This is a genomic window from Actinoalloteichus sp. AHMU CJ021 (assembly GCF_002895405.1).
Classification (GTDB): Bacteria; Actinomycetota; Actinomycetes; order Mycobacteriales; family Pseudonocardiaceae; genus Actinoalloteichus_B; species Actinoalloteichus_B caeruleus.
In genome coordinates, this window is sequence record NZ_CP025990.1 from 2,919,055 (window position 1) to 2,935,025 (window position 15,971).

A 15,971-nucleotide genomic window follows, 5' to 3' on the forward strand; every position below is an offset into this window, starting at 1 on the left:
ACCGTGTCCGCCCTCGCCCTCCGCTCGACCAACGACGGGTTGGGAACGCCGGCACCGCACCGGTGTGGTGCTGGCCGACCAGCTGATCACCGTGGCGGTCGCGCTCGGGGCCGCCCTCGTCCTCGGTGGCGGTCCCTCCGAGGTGGCCCCGGCGGTCGCGTTCACCCTCGCCGGCGTCACCTGGGTGACGGTGACGCTCGCGATGGTGGGCTGCCGGGTGTGGGAACCGCGCGTACTCGGGCAGGGCGCCGAGGAGTACCGCCGCCTCGGTCGGGTGCTGCTCACCACGATGGTCTTCCTCGCACTGGCCGCGATGGCGCTCGACACGCCAGCCCTGCGGCCCTGGATCTTCGGTGTGGTCCCGGTTCTCGCCGGCGGGCTCATCCCGGCGCGGTACCTGCTGCGGCAGGCGCTGCACCGTCGGCGTCGTCGCGGCGAGTGCCTGTTGCCGGTGCTGGCCGCCGGTGGGGCGGGGGCGTTGGCCGACCTCATCGACCGGACCCGGCGGGAACCGCACTACGGCTGGCGGGTGGAGGCGGTGTGCCTGTCCACCGCACCGACCGCCCCACTCGACGGCTGTGTCGGTGAGGTGGGCGGGGTTCCCGTCGTCGGAACGGTGGAGGACGTGGCCGCCCGCGTCGAACGCGGTGGTTACCGGGTGGTGGCCCTGGCCCCCGACCCCTACTGGACACCGGCTCGGGTGCAACGGCTCGCCTGGCAGTTGGAGGACAGCACCGCGGAGATGGTGGTGGCCCCCATGCTGCTCGAGGTGACGGGCCCCCGGCTGCACGTCGCCCCGGTCTTCGGGCTGCCGCTCCTGCGGGTCAGCGCTCCCTGCCTGACCGGCGCCCGCCGGGTGGTGAAGAACCTGGTGGACTGCCTGCTCGCCGCGGTGCTGCTCGTGCTCACCCTGCCCCTCCTGCTGGTGATAGCCCTGCTCGTCGTCGTGGACTCCGGTGGCCCCGTGCTCTACCGGCAGCGACGGGTCGGGCGGCACGGCCGCATGTTCACCATGCTCAAGTTCCGCAGCATGGTCGTCAGGGCCGATGACCAGCGGGCCGCGCTGGTGGCGGCGAACCGGGGCGCCGGCCCGCTGTTCAAGATGCGTTCCGATCCGAGGGTGACGCGCCTCGGAGCGGTCCTGCGCCGGTACTCCCTGGACGAACTCCCCCAGCTGGTCAACGTGCTGACCGGGTCGATGTCGCTGGTGGGGCCCCGCCCGCCCCTCCCGGAGGAGGTGGCCTGCTACGACGCGGCGGCGCACCGGCGCCTGATGGTGAAGCCGGGGCTCACCGGGCTGTGGCAGATCAGCGGCCGGAGCGACCTGTCGTGGGAGGAGTCGGTGCGGCTCGACCTGCGGTACGTCGAGAACTGGTCACTCGCCCTCGACTTCGTGATCCTCTGGAAGACGGGCTGGGCCGTGGTGCGCGGCCAGGGGGCGTACTGATGGACACCTGCCGACTGTGCGAGCGCCCCGACCTGCGCGGCGTGCTCGACCTGGGAGCGACGCCCCCCTGCGAACGCTTCCTCGGACCGAGCGAACTCGACCTGCCCGAACCCACCTACCCGCTGCATCTCAGGGTCTGCTCCTCCTGCCTGCTCGCCCAGCTCCCCGCCTTGGTCACCCCGGAGGAGACCTTCACCGAGTACGCCTACTTCTCCTCCTTCTCGGTGTCCTGGGTGCGGCACGCCGCGCGGTACGTCGCCGACGCGGTGGCGCGGCTGGGCCTGGGGCGCGACTCCTTCGTCGTCGAGGCCGCGAGCAATGACGGTTACCTGCTCAGGCACCTGGTCGAGCGGGGCGTCCGCTGCCTCGGGGTAGAACCGGCGCGCAATGTCGGCGCCGTGGCCAGGGAGAACGGTGTGCCGACCCTCACCGAGTTCCTCGGACCGGAGACCGCCGCCCGGATCCGGGACGAGCACGGCCCGGCCGACCTGGTCGTGGCCAACAACGTCTACGCGCACGTCCCCGACATCCGGGGCTTCACCGCCGGCCTGCGCGGTCTCGTCGCGGACGACGGCTGGGTGAGCATCGAGGTCCAACACCTGCTGAGCCTCGTCAGGCACTGCCAGTTCGACACCATCTACCACGAGCACTTCCAGTACTACACGGTGCGATCGGCGCAACAGGCGCTGGCGACCGGCGGGCTCGTGGTGGTCGACGTGGAGCTGTTGCCCACGCACGGTGGGTCGATCCGGCTGTGGGCACGCCCGGCCGACGCCGCCGGACCGCCCTCGGCGGCGGTGCTGGAGGTGCTCGCGGCGGAGGCGGACGCGGGCCTGCACACGGCGGACGGTCACCTGGGGCTCGCCGAGGACGTGCACCGCATCCGGGCCGACCTCCTGACGTTCCTCCTGGAAGCGCGTCGGTCCGGGCGGACGGTCGTCGGGTACGGCGCTCCTGGCAAGGGGAACACCCTGCTGAACCACTGCGGGATCCGACCCGACCTGCTGCCGTACACGGTGGACCGCAACCCCTACAAGCACGGCCGTTACACGCCGGGCGCCCGCATCCCGGTGCACCCGCCGGAGCGGCTCGCGCTGGACCGCCCGGACTACGTGCTGGTGCTGCCGTGGAACCTGCGGGACGAACTGGTGGACCAGCTCGCCCACGTGGCCGACTGGGGCGGCCGGTTGGTGTTCCCCATCCCCAGGCTCGAGGTCGTCGATCCCCGGTCCGCGCAGGGCCAGCCCGTGGTGAGGAGCCAACGATGAAGGTCGTGTTGTTCTGCGGCGGCCACGGCATGCGGATGCGTGTCGGGACCACCGACGAGCTGCCCAAACCCATGCACCCGGTGGGCCCACGGCCGTTGCTGTGGCACGTGATGCGCTACTACGCCCACTTCGGGCACACCGAGTTCGTGCTGTGCCTGGGGTACGGGGCCGAGCACATCAAGAACTTCTTCCTCACCTATTCCGAGACCGCGTCCAACGACTTCGTGCTGCGCGGCGGACGGGTGCAGCTGCGCTCGTCCGACATCCGCGACTGGACCATTGAGTTCGTCCACACCGGACTGGACTCCCCCATCGGGGAGCGGTTGCGCCGGGTCAGGCACCTCGTGGAGGACGAGGAGCTGTTCCTCGCCAACTACGCGGACGTGTTGACCGACGCCCCGCTCGACCGGGTCGTGGAACGGGTCCGCCGCGGCGATGTCGCGGCCGGGATGATGGTCGTCCCCCCGCAGTCCTCGTTCCACTGCGTCGAGCTCGGCGAGGACAGCAGGGTGGGCGCGATCACGCCCGTCAGTCGGCTGCCGATCTGGGAGAACGGCGGCTACTTCGTGTTGCGCCCCGAGGTGTTCGATCACCTGCCCCCCGGCGGCGACCTCGTCGAGGACGCCTGCGGTGAGCTGGCGAAGCGGGGACGGTTGCTGGCCTACCCGCACCGGGGGTTCTGGGCCCCGGCGGACACCGTCAAGGAAAGGGTCGCCCTCGACCGAGCCTACGCGGCCGGAGAACGGCCCTGGATGCTGTGGGACGTCGACGGGGCGTCCGAGGCGCGGCGTCCGGTGGCGGCCCCGTGATCGGCCTGCGCCCGGAGCGGGTCGACCGGGTCCTGGTGCTGGGGGCGCACTGCGACGACATCGGCATCGGGGCGGGCGGGACGTTGCTGTCGCTGTGCTCGTCCCGTCCAGGGCTCGCGGTGGACGCCCTGGTCTGCACCGGCGGCGGCGGTGACCGGGAGGCCGAGGAGCGGAAGGCGCTGGCCGCCCTCTGCGGTGGGGCCGACCTCTCGTGCCGGGTCCTGGACCTGCCCGACGGCCGCCTCCCGGCCCACTGGTCCGAGGTCAAGGACGCGTTGGAGCGCCTCGCCTCGACCCTGGACCCCGACCTCGTGTTCGCCCCGGCCGCCCACGACGCGCACCAGGACCACCGCACCCTCGCCGCCCTGGTGCCCACCGTCTTCCGGGACCACCTCGTGCTCGGTTACGAGATCCCCAAGTGGGACGGCGACCTCCTCCAACCGGCGGTGTTCGTGCCGCTGAGCGAGGAGTGCGCCCAGGCCAAGAGCCGGATCCTGGGCGAGTGCTACCCGTCGCAGGCGGACAGGCACTGGTTCGACCCCGAGACGTTCCTGGGCCTCGCGAGGGTCCGAGGGGTACAGAGCAGGGCCAGATACGCCGAAGGCTTCTTTGCGGACAAGTTCGTGCTGAACGGAGGCACCCCATGCGCGTGCTGGTGACCGGGCACCAGGGATACCTGGGCAGCGTCGTGGCGCCGATCCTGGCGGGGGCGGGGCACGAGGTGGTGGGTCTGGACTCCGGGCTGTTCGCCGACTGCGTGCTCGGCCCGGCGGTGCCCGACCCGGTGGGCTACACCACCGACATCCGCGACGTCACCCCCGGCCAGCTGGCGGGGGTCGACGCGGTGGTGCACATGGCGGCGCTGTCGAACGACCCGTTGGGCGCGCTGACCCCGGAGGTGACCTACGAGGTCAACCACAAGGCCTCGGTGCGACTGGCCAGGCTGGCACGGGAGGCGGGCGTCCGCCGCTTCCTCTACGCCTCCACGTGTTCGGTGTACGGGGCCGCGGGTGACGCACTGGTCGACGAGGACGCCCCGCTGCGCCCGGTCACGCCGTACGCGACGAGCAAGGTGATGGTCGAGGACGACGTTCGCGACCTCGCCGACGACGACTTCACCCCGGTGTTCCTGCGCAACGCCACCGCCTTCGGCGCCTCGCCCCGGATGCGCGCCGACATCGTGTTGAACAACCTGGTGGGTCACGCCGTGCTGACCGGTGAGGTGCGGGTCCTCTCCGACGGCACCCCGTGGCGGCCGTTGGTGCACGTCCGGGACATCGCCGCGGCGTTCCTTGCGACGTTGGAGGCACCGAGGGCCGCGGTGCACGGCGAGGCCTTCAACGTCGGTACCTCCGCGAACAACCTGACCGTCGCGGACATCGCCCGCCGGGTGGTGGACGCGGTGCCGGGTTCCCGGCTCGTCATCACCGGGGAGACCGGCGGCGACCCCCGGTCGTACGTGGTCGACTTCTCCCGCATCATGTCGCGGCTGCCCGCGTTCGAGCCGAGGTGGGGCGTGAGCGCCGGCGCCGAGGAGCTGTCCGCCAGCTACACGGCCTACGGCCTGACCCAGGATGGGTTCCGCCGGCGTTTCACGCGGCTCGCCAGGCTGTCCGAGCTGCGTGCCGACGGCGTGGTCACCGAGGACCTGCGGCCGGCTCCGGCGGGGGCCCCGCTGTGAGCGCCCCCGTCGACCGCTCGACGTCAGGCTCCCGCCACCAGCCTGTCGCGCAGTTCCTCCCACCCGCCGGCAGTCGCGTCACGTGCGCTGACGACGCTCACGGGCAGCGGCCACACCACCCCCAGGCCGGGGTCGTCGTAGCGCACGGCGACATCGGCCGAGGGGTCGTGGGTGGCGTCGATCCGGTAGCAGACGTCGGCGACGTCGGTGAGCGCCTGGAAGCCGTGCAGGAAACCGGCCGGCACGTAGAGCTGGGAGAAGGAGTCGTCGTCGAGCCGGAACGCCTCGTACTCCCCGAAGGTCGGCGAGTCGGGCCGGGCGTCGACCACCACGTCGTACACCGCTCCTCGGGCGCAGCGCACCAGTTTGGACTCGCCCCGGCCGATCCTGCCGTGCAGTCCGCGCAGCACACCTCGGCGGGACCGCGACTGGGAGTCCTGGCGGAACGCGGTTCCGTCGACACCGTGTTCGGCCGCGACGTCCACGTCGAAGGTGCGGGTGAACAGGCCCCGGTCGTCGTGGTGGGGAGTGGGCACGAAGAGCAGCACCCCTGGAAGCCGACCCGGCCGGACACGCATGGCCGCCATTGTCCACAGTGGTCCACCCGGGTCGGCGGCAGGGGTGGGCGGAACCGCCGTGGCCAGGGAAGGCGGCTCGCGCGATGACCCGGTTCGACTGCCGCTGGTGCGGCACCAGCGCGCCCCAGCCCGTCCTGGACCTCGGGGAGCAGCCGCCCTGCGACCTCTTCCCCTCGGTCGTCGACGGCGGCCCTGATCCCCGTTGGCCGCTGCGGATGGGCTGGTGCCGGGAGTGCGGGCTGGCGCAGCTCCTGGAGGACCCGGGCATTCCCGAGCGGGCCAGGGGGGTGGAGCCGGCGGCGCTCGCCCGCCAGGCCGAGGAGGCGGTGTCCCGGGTGGCCGCCGAGGGCTGGCTACCGGACCGTGGGGGTTTCCTGGAGTTCGGCAGCCCGCACGGAGGTTCCTGGTCGCTCCTGCTCACCCATCGGGGGCTCACGCCGACGGCTCCTGGCGCGGCCTCCGACCTGGTCCTGGACTGCTTCGGGATGATGCACCACCCCGACCAGGCCGCCGCCCTGCGACGCCGGGTGCGAGCCCTCGCGGAGGACGGGGTGCTCCTCGTGCAGTTCCACAGCCTGGCCGCGATCCTGCGCGGCGACCAGTGGAACGCGCTGCGGCACGGCCACTTCGCCTACTACTCCACGGCGGCGCTCGTGACGATGCTCGGCCAGCTCGGTGTCGTCGTCCGGAGGGCCTGGCGGTTCGACCTCTACGGGGGGACCGTCCTGCTCGCCTGCGCCCGACGTGGCACCCAGGACGACAGCGTGCGGGCGCTCCTCGCGGAGGAGGCGGCGCTGGGGGTCGGTGACCCACGACACCTGCGGGCGCTCCAGCACGCGGTGACCCGGGACGTCGAGAGCCTCCGGTCCTGGCTCGCCGAGGGCAGGGCGTTGGGCCGGCGCGTGGTCGGTTACGGGGCGGGCTCCCGCGCGGTGCCGCTGCTGTGCGCGGCCGGCGTCGGCCCCGACCTGCTGCCGTTCGTCGCTGACGCGTCGGTGTCGAAGGACGGTCGGCGGTTCCCCGGCAGCCGGGTTCCCATCGTCGCACCGAACCGGCTGCGTTCCCGGCGTCCCGACGTCGTCCTGGTGTTCCTGCCCGAACTGCTGCCCGAGGCCCGGGCCGCCCTGCCCTGGGTCGAGGAGTCCGGGGGCCGTTGGGTCGCTGTCGACCGGCTGCCGCCCTGGCTGCCACGACAGCGGGCGGACACCGCGGCGGCCGAGGTGACCAGGGTGGGGAGGAACGGATGAGCGACCCGGTCGCGGCTCCTCCGATCAGCGTCGGCCTGCCCGTGCGCAACGGTGAGCCCTACCTGGAGGCGGCGCTCAGGTCGCTGCTCGACCAGCGGGACGTCGACTACGAGCTGATCGTGGCCGACAACTGCTCGACCGATGCCACCGCCGACATCGTCGGGGACCTCGCCCGAGGCGACGCCCGCGTCCGCTACCTGCGGCGGGCCCGGGACATCGGCGTGATGGGCAACCACAACCGGCTGGTGGGGGAGGCCCGGGGCGGGCTCTTCGCCTGGGCGGCGGCGGACGACGTGTGGCGCCCCGACCGCCTCGCCCGGCTCGCCGCCGCGCTCGCCGACCGACCCGAGGTCGTGCTGGCGTCGTCCTCGGCGACCGAGATCGGCCCGGACGACGGGGTCCTCGGCTCCTGGCACAACGAGTGCCGGGTCGACCACCCCGACCCGGCCGTGCGGGTGCGGGACCTGTTGGAGGTGCCGCATCACAACTACTACTGCTACGGCCTGGTCCGCCGGCACGTGCTGGCGAGCACGATGCTGAACCCGCCGATCAAGGCGGGGGACCGCGTGCTGGTGGCCGAGCTGGCTCTGCGGGGCCCGTTCGTCCACCTGGACGAGGAGCTGCTGCTGCACCGGATCCACCCCGACCGGATCAGCGAACGGGTCGACCCCCGCGAGTTCTACCGGAGCCAGCGTCCCGGTCGGCGGTCGCTCGTGCTCCCCAACGTGGAGGAGGGCGGCTGGTTCCTCCGGGCCGTCCTCCGATCGCCGCTGTCCCCGGGCCAACGGCTGGCGGCGTTGGCCGCGTTGCGGCCGTGGCTCCGGGACAACGCGGTGCCCATGGCCCGCAACGTCGCCAGGGCGGCGGTGGATGCGGGTCGACGGCTCGCCGGGGCGGCCGACCGGTCATCCAGGCCCCGGGGCTGAGAGAGCGGGCTCGGCACGGGACGACTTCCTGGTCCCGGCCGGGAGCCCGCCGACCTCGCGCCGGGACGACACGAGAGGTACGGGAAGCGGAGATGGACGCGGTGCAGGTACTCCGGGTGCTCGCCCGCCGGTGGCGGCTCACCCTGGCGCTGGGTGCCCTGCTCGGCGGGGTGCTGGCCGCGGTGGCGGTCGCGGTTCCACCGCAGCAGCGGGTCACCGCCGTGCTGCTGGCCATCACGGAGCCGGGACCGGAGGGGGGCAACCCCTTCGCGCGAGTGGACCGAGCCCAGGAGCAGGCCGCGACGCTGGTCAGGACGGTGCTGACGGCACCGGGTGCCGACGAACGCCTCGCGGCCGCCGGGGTCGTGGGTGACGTGGAGGTCAGCAACGACGACGTCCAACTGGGTGGGGCGAGCGCGTTCCTCACCGTCACGGTGACGGCGGAGACCGGCCCCCGTGCGAACGCCTCGGTGGCCCGGGTGATCGATCTCGCCGGCGCCGAGCTCCGGGAACGCCAGGAACGGGCCGGTGTCACCGCCGGTGAGCTGGTCGTGCTCAGCGAGGTGGTCGCACCCGGGAACGCGGTCACGACCCGGGGCGCGCAGCTGCGCGCCCTCGGCCTGCTCGGTGCGCTGGGGGCGGCGGCGCTCACCGCCGTGGTCCTGCTCGTGGACCGCCGGAAGCCCGGACCCGGGGAGCGCGGGGCGGGGGACCCGCCCGAGCCGACCCCCCGGCGGGGCGGTGGCGAACGGACCGCCGCCTCGGCACCGGGGGACGGGGCCGTGGCGGACCGCGTCGGCGTGACCCCGGAGCGGGTGGCCGGCGGGTGACCTGGGGGCTGGCGGAGCGGCCGGTCAGCCACCCGCTCCCGCGCGGGGAAACGGGCACCGGCCGGTGGCGCGCACCGGTCGGTGCCGTCCTCGCGGTGTTCGCGCTGCTGCTGGCACTGCCCCAGAACCTCGTCGTGGTGGGGGGAGCGGGCGGGGTCACCCCGGCTCGGCTGCTCGCCCTCGCCTGCCTGCTGTGGTGGCTGGTCGCGGTGGTGGGCGGGCTCCGGAGGTCCACGGGCGCGAACCCGGTGACCCGCGCGCTGCTGGGGTTCCTGGTGCTGGTGCTCACGGCGCACGCCCTCGCCACCCTCGATGGTGGCGGGGTCGGCGCGGACCGGATCGTGGAGACCGACCGGGCGCTGTTGGCCCTCGTCCCGGCGATCGGGGTCGCGTTGCTCGCCTCGGACGGGGTTCGCGGTCGCCGTGAGGTGAGGTGGGTGCTGGGGGCACTCGTGCTCGGCACCACCGCGTCGGCCGGGGCGGCGGTGGTCCTCTTCACGGTCGGCGTCGACCCGCGACCGCTGCTGGAGGTACCGGGCCTGGAGCTCGCCCCGCTGTGGGACGCGGATCTCGCCAGGGGCGGCCTGGTCCGGGCGATGGGGTTCGCGCACCACCCCATCGAGCTGGCCGCGCTCGCCGCGATGGCACTGCCGCTCGCCATCCACCTGGCCGGTCACGGCCGGCGGCCCTGGCTGTGGTGGGGGTGCGCCGCCCTGCTGGCCCTCGGAGTCCTCACCACGATCTCCCGCACCGGGCTGCTCGGGGTGGCCGTGGTCCTCGTCGCCCTGCTCCCCCGGATAGGGCTGCGGCGGTGGGTGTCGTTGGGGTTCGGCCTGGTGGGGGCGTTGGTGGTGGTGGTCACCGCCTGGCCCCGGCTGGCGGAGGTCCTCGCCGCCACGGTCCTCGGGTCCCGAACGGACAACAGCGTGCGCGGCCGGTTGGAGGACTACACCTACGTCGCCGGTCGCCTCGCCGAGCACCCGTGGTGGGGGCAGGGCTTCGGGACCTACCTGGCGCCTCCACAGCCCTACCTCGACAACCAGTACCTGCTGACGCTCGTCGAATCCGGGCCGCTCGGGCTGCTCGGGCTGCTCGTCCTGCTGGCCACGCCCCTGCTGCTGGCCCGCCGGGTCGCGGGGGGCGCCGTGGGGAGTGGTGACGGGGACGCGACGGGCGAGGCGACGCGGGATCGGGACACCGGTTGGGCACTGGCCGTCGCGCTGCTGGTCGGCGTCTGCTGCCTCGGCACCTTCGACGCGCTGGCCTTCCCCCAGTTCCAGGGTTACCTGTTCCTCCTCATCGGCCTGGTCGGTGCCGTGTCCTCCCCGGCCGCGTCGGCCCGTGCCAGGTCTCCGCGCTCGACCGACCACCCCACCAGGAAGGGATGAGCACGTGCACGTTGGTCCAGACGTCCTCGTCGCCGTCGTGACCCACCAGTCGGCGGAGGACCTGCCCGGGTTGCTGGAGTCACTCCCGGCGGCCATGCGCGGTGTCGGGCGGTGGCGACTGGTGATCGCCGACAACCACTCGACGGACGGGACGCTCGACGTCGCCCGCCGCCTCGCGCCCTACGCCCACCTGTTGCCGTTGGGGGCGAACCTGGGTTACGCGAGCGGGGTGAACGCCTGCGCCGCGCTCGCCACCCCGGCGGAGGGCCTGCTGGTGCTCAACGCGGACGTGCGTCTCGATCCAGGCTCCGTCCTGCCCCTCGCGGCCGCGTGCCAGCCCGACAGCGGCGCCGTGATCCCGACGTCGTCCGGCCCGGGAGGCCGAGGTCGGAGCGGTGACCGAGCCCGCGATGAGGCGCGGGGCGGTGTCGGGGTGGCGGCACCCGCGGTCCGCGACGGTGCCGGACGGCCAGAACCGACGATGCGCCGCCGCCCCAGCCCGGGACGGGCCTGGGGTGAAGCCCTCCTCGGCGGGTGGGCGGGCCGCTTCCCCGCCCTCGGGGAACGCATCGACCCCACCGGCCAGGAGGAACCGGGCTGGGCGAACGGAGCGGTGCTCTTCGTACCGGCCCACGTGCGGCGGCGCATCGGACCCTGGCGGGCGGACCTCTTCCTCTACTCGGAGGAGGTGGACTACTGCCGGCGGGTGACCGACGCGGGTTGGCGGATCGCGCGGGTGCCGGAGGCGACCGCGGTCCACCTCGGCGGGCAGGTGTCCTCCACCCCGGCGCTGTGGGCGCAACTGGTCACGAACCGGGTGGTGCACGTGGCGCGGTGGGACGGCCGTCGGGCGGCGCGGTTGGTCTGGAGCGCCCTGCTCGTGGGGCAGTTGGTCCGGATTCCCCTCCGGCGGCGGGTCCACCGCCGGGCGTTGCGGGAACTCTGGGCGGGCCGTGGCCGGCTCCTCGCCGGGCACCCCACCCACCCGGCCGCCGGCCCGGACTTCGGGACCCACCGGCGGACCACCCCCTGGCCGTTGGAGGTGTCCAGGTGAGCGATCCCAACCGGCGGGCACCGGTGGAGTTCCCCCGCCTGGCGAAGGACCTGCTGCGACGGCTGGTCGGACGCCACGTCGTCGCGGAGCGCTGGTACCGGCTGCGCTACGCGGCCACCAGACGGGCGGCACGGGCCGAGGAGGACGCCGAGGTGGAGCGGCTGTCGACGGTGGTGGCCCCCGTCCCGGAAGCCACCGTCGTGGTGGTCATCCCCACGTACCGCCGACCGGGTCGCCTGCTCGCCGCGGTGCGGAGCGCCCTCGGCCAGACGGTCCGGGACGTCGCGGTCCTCGTGGTGGACGACGGCGGCGGTGAGGTCGGAACGCTGCCACCGGACCCCCGGCTGCGCCTGATCAGGCTCGGGCGGAACCACGGGAGCTGTGGTCTCGCCCGCAACGTGGGGATCAGGCTGTCCCGGTCGCCCTTCGTGGCCTTCCTGGACGACGACAACACGTGGCGGCCGGACCACCTGGAGCGCGCGCTCCGCGCCCTGCGGGAGGAGCCCGGCCCGGGGCTGGCCTACACGGCGGTGCGCCGCCTCCGTGCGGACGGTTCCCAGCTGGACATCATCGGCCGCGAGTTCGACCGGCGCGCCCACACCGACGACTCGTGGGCGGACTCGAACTCCATCGTCGTGACCAGGAGCCCCCTCGTGCGCTTCGACCCGTGGGCCCGGCCCCGGTCGGTCAACCCGAAGGAGGACTGGGAGCTGGTGCACCGGCTCTCCCGGCGGATGCGGGTCACTTACGTACCGGTGGTGACGGTGGACTACGCCGTGCACCGGGGGAGCTACTTCACGGACTGGGGTGAGCGGTCGGGCGCCGGGGCGTGGAACGGGACCGGCCCGGGCGCGCGGCCGCCTGCCGCGGCACCCCTCGCGTTGCCGGCGGGACGGGAGGGGGCGGGCCCGCCTCGGCCGGCGCGAGCGCCCGAGGCGGGACCCGGGCGCGCCGGGTCCCCGGAGGCCAGGACGGGGCCGGGCGACGACGGGCGCGAGGACCCGAGGGTGGTACCCCGCCCGGGAGGGGTGCCCTGGTCACCGCCGTCCGGTCCGATGCGTCGGCCGGTGGCGCCACCCGTCCGCGTCGAGGAGGGGACGGCACCACCCGAGCTGACCGGGCGGTGCGGGGTCCCCGAGGGCGGGTGGCCGGAGGAGTGGTTCGCGGGCCCGGGCCAGGGTGGCCGATCGCCCACCGGTGGAGCGCCGCCGGCACCCGGTGACCCGGTTCCCGGGGCACCGGCGGACGGGCGCCGGCCACCGTTACCGGGGGAACCGGGATGAGGGGCCTGGAACGGGGCGAGGTGTCCGCCGAGTCGGGTCGGGACGGCTCCCCCGACCCTCCGACGTCCTCCCACCCGTCCGACGCGGCTCGTCACCTCGGCCAGGAGGACGGCGGTGCTGGCCTGGGGGCGCGAGTGCGCCGCGGCCTGGGCCTGAGCCTGGCCAACACCCTGCTGTCCAGGGTGGGCACCTTCGCGATGGGGATCGTGCTGGCCAGGCTGTTGGCGCCGGACGAGTTCGGCGTGTACGCGGCGGCCCTGGTCGTCCAGCACCTGCTGCTCGCGGTCAACGACCTCGGTGCGGCGGCCGCGCTGGTGCGGCAACCGGGCAGCGGCAGGAGCGCCGTCAGGCCGCTGCTGCCGACCGCCTGGACCCTGTCCGTCCTGTGGGGCCTCGTGGGTTTCCTGCTGTGCCTGCTCTCGGCGCCGCTGCTCGCCGAGGCGCTCGGTAGTCCGGAGGCCACCGGGGTGATCCGCCTGATGTCGGTCAACGTGGTGCTCGACGGGTTCGCCGCCGTGCCGGGAGCCCTGCTGACCAGGGAACTGGCCCAGGCCCGCCGGCTGGTGGCCGACGTGTCCGGGATGGCGTTGAACCTGGCGGTGACCGGGGCGCTCGCCGTCCTCGGCGCGGGGGCCTGGTCCCTGGCTGGGGGGAACATCGCGGGGACGGCGCTGGTGGTGGTGCTGTTGGTGGTGCTCGCCGGTACCCGGCCGCGTTTCGGCCTCCACCGCGCGCACGCGGCGACGATCACCCGGTGCGGCGCGGCGATGCTGGGTTCCTCGACGGTCCTGGTACTGGCGCAGGCCACCCCGCAGCTGGTCACGGGGACGCTGCTCGGGGCGAGCGCCCTCGGTCTGCTCTACCTCGCCTCCAACGTCGCCAACTGGCCGGCCGCCATCGTCACCGGCACGGTGGAGCGGGTGGCGCTCGCGACGTTCTCCCGGGTCAGGGAACGCGGTGGGGACCTCTCCCGCGCGGTCTCCGGTGTCTTCGGGTTGGTCGGGGTCGTCGTCCTGCCCGGGGGGATCGGTCTCGCGGTGCTCGCCGAACCGCTCGTCCTGGTCCTCTACGGCCCGGACTGGTCCCCGGCCGCGATGGCGCTGTCCGGTCTCGCGGTCGCCGCCGTCGCCCGCGTCGTCTCGGAGCTGGTGTTCAACCTCATGGTGGCCGCGGGTGCCCTGGCGTCCTCCGTCGGCCTGCAACTGGCCTGGCTCCTCGCGCTCGTGCCGTTCAGCTGCGTCGGCGCGTGGTGGTGGGGGTTGACCGGCGTCGCGTGGGCGCAGGCGTTCGTCGCCGCGACCGTCGCGTTGCCGTTGCAGGTGTGGGGAGCCCACCGGGCGGGGGTCCGGGTCCGGGAACTGGCGCGCGGTGTGTGGCCGGCCTCGGTTCTCGGCCTGGTGCTGCTGCTCGCGCTGCTCGCCCTGCGCCTCACCGGTCTCACCGCCGTGGTCGAGCTCGTGGTGGGGGTGGTGCTCGTCGGGGTGATCGTCGTCCTCGGGGGCCTGCGGCAGTACCGGCGCTGCCGCGGGCTGCTGGACGAACCGGCGCGGTGACCCCGCTGAGGAGTGACACCCGGTCAGGTTGTCAACCACGGTCGGACGCCCGACCGGGTCCGCCGTTCGGGGTGGGCCCGCGCTCCAACGGGTGTCACCTACTGCGGTTCCGCCCCGGCGCTGCCATCGTGTGGGCAGGGCGTGTGGAACGGGAGGCGGGTGGGACGAACGTGACCAGGTACGCGGGATGGACGGCGACGTTGTCCACGGCACTGCTCGGCGTGGCCCTCGCGGTCCCGGCGCCGCCCGCGGCGGCGGCGGAGGTCTCCGGGACGGCGGCCGTCGGCACCCCGGAACCGGCGGCGTCCAGCGAGCAGTCCCAGCCAGAGGACGCCGTGCACTGGTCCGAACTCCGCGCCCCCTGGTCCGGGTGGTTCCCGGCGGGGTGGCCGCTGTGGTTCTGGGACTGGGGCGACTGGTACCAGGACGACCGAGGGCCGGTGCCCTCCGGCGAGGTCGAGCCACCCGAGCCGACCCAGGCACCCGGCGGGGCGGGGAGCGATTCGGGCGGTCCCTCCGACGACGACCAGCACGTCGTCCCGGGCAGCGAGAACCCCTTCGAGGCCACCACCGGGATCTACGGAGATCCGGCGACCGAGGCGTGGAAGTGGATCAGCGACAACGCCGGCGACGAACGGGCGACCCTCTTCCTCCGGGACATCGCCTCCCAGCCGGTGGCCAAGTGGATCGGGGGCGGCGGCATCCGCGACGAGGTGAGCCGGTACGTCTCCCAGGCCGGCGCCCGGGGTGAACTGCCGGTTGTCGTCGGGTACAACGTGCCCCACCGGGACTGCGGGGGCCATTCCTCCGGCGGAGCGGCCAACGCGCGGGAGTACCGGCAGTGGCTGCGCGACGAACTCGTCCCGTCCTTCGGCGACACCCCCGCCGTGCTGGTCCTCGAACCCGACTCGTTGATCCACCTGACCTGCCTCTCCGAGGAGCGCCGCCAGGAGCGGCTCGACCTGCTGGGCGAGGTGGTGGCGGAGATGTCGGAGCGGGCTCCCCGGACGTGGGTCTACCTCGACGGTGGGGACGGGCGGCACAACCGCCCCTCCGAGATGGCGCCCCGTCTGGCGGCGGCCGGAGTGGCGGACGCGCGGGGCTTCGCCGTCAACGTGTCGAACTACAACAGCACCGAGGAGGCGGTGGCCTTCGGCGAGGAGGTTCGCGCCCTGTTGTCCTCGGACCACGGCATCGACGCGCACTACGTGATCGACACGAGCCGCAACGGCGCCGGCGCGACCGGGGACTGGTGCAACCCCCCGAACCGGCGGCTCGGGGAACCACCTCGTCCCGCCACCGGCGACGAGCCGATGGACGCGCTGCTCTGGATCAAGCACCCGGGCACCTCCGACGGTGACTGCGGCTCGGGGGAGGGGACGGTGAGCGGCCTGTTCTACCCCCATCTCGCCCTCGACCTGATGGGCCTCCGCTAGGAGGGCGGTCCGAGGTCGTCGGCGGTCGTCGGCGAGGGCCACCGCCGGTGGCGCCGCGGGTGCTCGACAGCGTGGCCCCGGCGGATGGCACCCACTTCCACGCGGGTGCCGTGCCACCCCGCCGAGCGGAATCGGGGCGGCGCACGCTCATTCGAACCGTTCCGCGTGGACGCCCCGCGAGCCCCGGTGGACTTCCGAGCGCATTTCCACGATGTCGAATTCGTCGGTGACCGAGTCGAACTCCGGTTTTTACCGTGAATAACGGAACAATCACGGCTGTTTTCGGTGGTACGCCCCGTCGGTATGGTGCTGAGGGGTTTCCGAACCGCGGAGGACGGCGATGGTGGCGGAAGGCGAGTACGTCCCTGTTCCCGGTCGAGGTGCCACGTCTCGCCCTCGACGTCCCGGGACGGCGCGAACGTCGGTTCGTCCGAGCGGGGAACCCCGTTCCCGCCGGCGGTCCTCGGCGAA

General features: G+C 73.8%; 14 protein-coding genes. 13 read left to right on the top strand and 1 reads right to left on the bottom strand.

What is annotated here, in order from left to right; genetic code table 11:
- The first annotated feature begins 67 nt into the window (after positions 1–67).
- Genes C1701_RS12410 through C1701_RS12430 form a run of 5 tightly spaced genes read left to right on the top strand, consistent with a single transcriptional unit; the run spans position 68 to position 5,205 of the window.
- Positions 68–1,447, top strand: coding sequence for a sugar transferase (locus C1701_RS12410; protein WP_026419647.1), 1,380 nt, complete (start codon positions 68–70; stop codon positions 1,445–1,447).
- Positions 1,447–2,715: a class I SAM-dependent methyltransferase gene (locus tag C1701_RS12415; protein WP_030104574.1), complete on the top strand. Its 1,269-nt coding sequence runs from the start codon at positions 1,447–1,449 to the stop codon at positions 2,713–2,715. The genes C1701_RS12410 and C1701_RS12415 overlap by 1 nt, the downstream gene beginning before the upstream one ends.
- Positions 2,712–3,524 carry a glucose-1-phosphate cytidylyltransferase gene (locus C1701_RS12420; RefSeq protein ID WP_026419645.1) on the top strand — a complete coding sequence of 271 codons (813 nt, stop codon included), beginning with the start codon at positions 2,712–2,714 and terminating at the stop codon, positions 3,522–3,524. The genes C1701_RS12415 and C1701_RS12420 overlap by 4 nt, the downstream gene beginning before the upstream one ends.
- Positions 3,521–4,183 carry a PIG-L deacetylase family protein gene (locus C1701_RS12425; RefSeq protein ID WP_026419644.1) on the top strand — a complete coding sequence of 221 codons (663 nt, stop codon included), beginning with the start codon at positions 3,521–3,523 and terminating at the stop codon, positions 4,181–4,183. Before C1701_RS12420 ends, C1701_RS12425 begins: the two co-directional genes overlap by 4 nt.
- The gene (locus C1701_RS12430) at positions 4,168–5,205 is read left to right on the top strand and encodes an NAD-dependent epimerase/dehydratase family protein (RefSeq protein WP_030226635.1); all 1,038 of its coding nucleotides are present in this window, start codon (positions 4,168–4,170) and stop codon (positions 5,203–5,205) included. Before C1701_RS12425 ends, C1701_RS12430 begins: the two co-directional genes overlap by 16 nt.
- A gap of 23 nt (positions 5,206–5,228) precedes the next feature.
- On the opposite strand, the gene C1701_RS12435 is transcribed toward C1701_RS12430, so the two are convergent.
- Positions 5,229–5,783 (bottom strand): dTDP-4-dehydrorhamnose 3,5-epimerase family protein, encoded by a 555-nt coding sequence (locus C1701_RS12435; protein ID WP_026419642.1) that lies wholly within the window; start codon positions 5,781–5,783, stop codon positions 5,229–5,231.
- 83 nt (positions 5,784–5,866) lie between these two features.
- Here C1701_RS12435 and C1701_RS12440 point away from each other — a divergent pair, with 83 nt between their 5' ends.
- The 8 genes from C1701_RS12440 to C1701_RS12475 all read left to right on the top strand — a co-directional run bounded on the left by C1701_RS12440 (position 5,867) and on the right by C1701_RS12475 (position 15,500).
- On the top strand, positions 5,867–7,030 hold the full coding sequence (locus C1701_RS12440) for a methyltransferase C-terminal domain-containing protein (protein ID WP_030226633.1): 1,164 nt from the start codon (positions 5,867–5,869) through the stop codon (positions 7,028–7,030).
- The gene (locus tag C1701_RS12445) at positions 7,027–7,956 is read left to right on the top strand and encodes a glycosyltransferase family 2 protein (protein ID WP_051314160.1); all 930 of its coding nucleotides are present in this window, start codon (positions 7,027–7,029) and stop codon (positions 7,954–7,956) included. The genes C1701_RS12440 and C1701_RS12445 overlap by 4 nt, the downstream gene beginning before the upstream one ends.
- Before the next feature lie 92 nt (positions 7,957–8,048).
- Complete coding sequence (locus C1701_RS12450; protein WP_103055948.1) at positions 8,049–8,786, top strand: hypothetical protein; 738 nt, start codon at positions 8,049–8,051, stop codon at positions 8,784–8,786.
- Positions 8,783–10,174: an O-antigen ligase family protein gene (locus C1701_RS12455; RefSeq protein ID WP_103055949.1), complete on the top strand. Its 1,392-nt coding sequence runs from the start codon at positions 8,783–8,785 to the stop codon at positions 10,172–10,174. The genes C1701_RS12450 and C1701_RS12455 overlap by 4 nt, the downstream gene beginning before the upstream one ends.
- Before the next feature lie 4 nt (positions 10,175–10,178).
- Positions 10,179–11,228 (top strand): glycosyltransferase family 2 protein, encoded by a 1,050-nt coding sequence (locus C1701_RS12460; RefSeq protein WP_026419638.1) that lies wholly within the window; start codon positions 10,179–10,181, stop codon positions 11,226–11,228.
- Positions 11,225–12,511: a glycosyltransferase family 2 protein gene (locus tag C1701_RS12465; protein ID WP_051314159.1), complete on the top strand. Its 1,287-nt coding sequence runs from the start codon at positions 11,225–11,227 to the stop codon at positions 12,509–12,511. The genes C1701_RS12460 and C1701_RS12465 overlap by 4 nt, the downstream gene beginning before the upstream one ends.
- On the top strand, positions 12,508–14,064 hold the full coding sequence (locus C1701_RS12470) for an oligosaccharide flippase family protein (protein WP_026419637.1): 1,557 nt from the start codon (positions 12,508–12,510) through the stop codon (positions 14,062–14,064). The genes C1701_RS12465 and C1701_RS12470 overlap by 4 nt, the downstream gene beginning before the upstream one ends.
- Positions 14,065–14,234: 170 nt before the next feature.
- The gene (locus C1701_RS12475; RefSeq protein ID WP_155886205.1) at positions 14,235–15,500 is read left to right on the top strand and encodes a glycoside hydrolase family 6 protein; all 1,266 of its coding nucleotides are present in this window, start codon (positions 14,235–14,237) and stop codon (positions 15,498–15,500) included.
- The last annotated feature ends 471 nt before the right edge of the window (positions 15,501–15,971 follow it).

Bases quoted from the DNA above. Each gene is read 5' to 3' on its own strand.
- C1701_RS12445 (WP_051314160.1), top strand. From the start codon at position 7,027: ATGAGCGACCCGGTCGCGGCTCCTCCGATCAGCGTCGGCCTGCCCGTG.
- C1701_RS12430 (WP_030226635.1), top strand. From the start codon at position 4,168: ATGCGCGTGCTGGTGACCGGGCACCAGGGATACCTGGGCAGCGTCGTG.
- C1701_RS12435 (WP_026419642.1), bottom strand. From the start codon at position 5,783: ATGCGTGTCCGGCCGGGTCGGCTTCCAGGGGTGCTGCTCTTCGTGCCC.
- C1701_RS12470 (WP_026419637.1), top strand. From the start codon at position 12,508: ATGAGGGGCCTGGAACGGGGCGAGGTGTCCGCCGAGTCGGGTCGGGAC.
- C1701_RS12420 (WP_026419645.1), top strand. From the start codon at position 2,712: ATGAAGGTCGTGTTGTTCTGCGGCGGCCACGGCATGCGGATGCGTGTC.
- C1701_RS12450 (WP_103055948.1), top strand. From the start codon at position 8,049: ATGGACGCGGTGCAGGTACTCCGGGTGCTCGCCCGCCGGTGGCGGCTC.
- C1701_RS12440 (WP_030226633.1), top strand. From the start codon at position 5,867: ATGACCCGGTTCGACTGCCGCTGGTGCGGCACCAGCGCGCCCCAGCCC.
- C1701_RS12415 (WP_030104574.1), top strand. From the start codon at position 1,447: ATGGACACCTGCCGACTGTGCGAGCGCCCCGACCTGCGCGGCGTGCTC.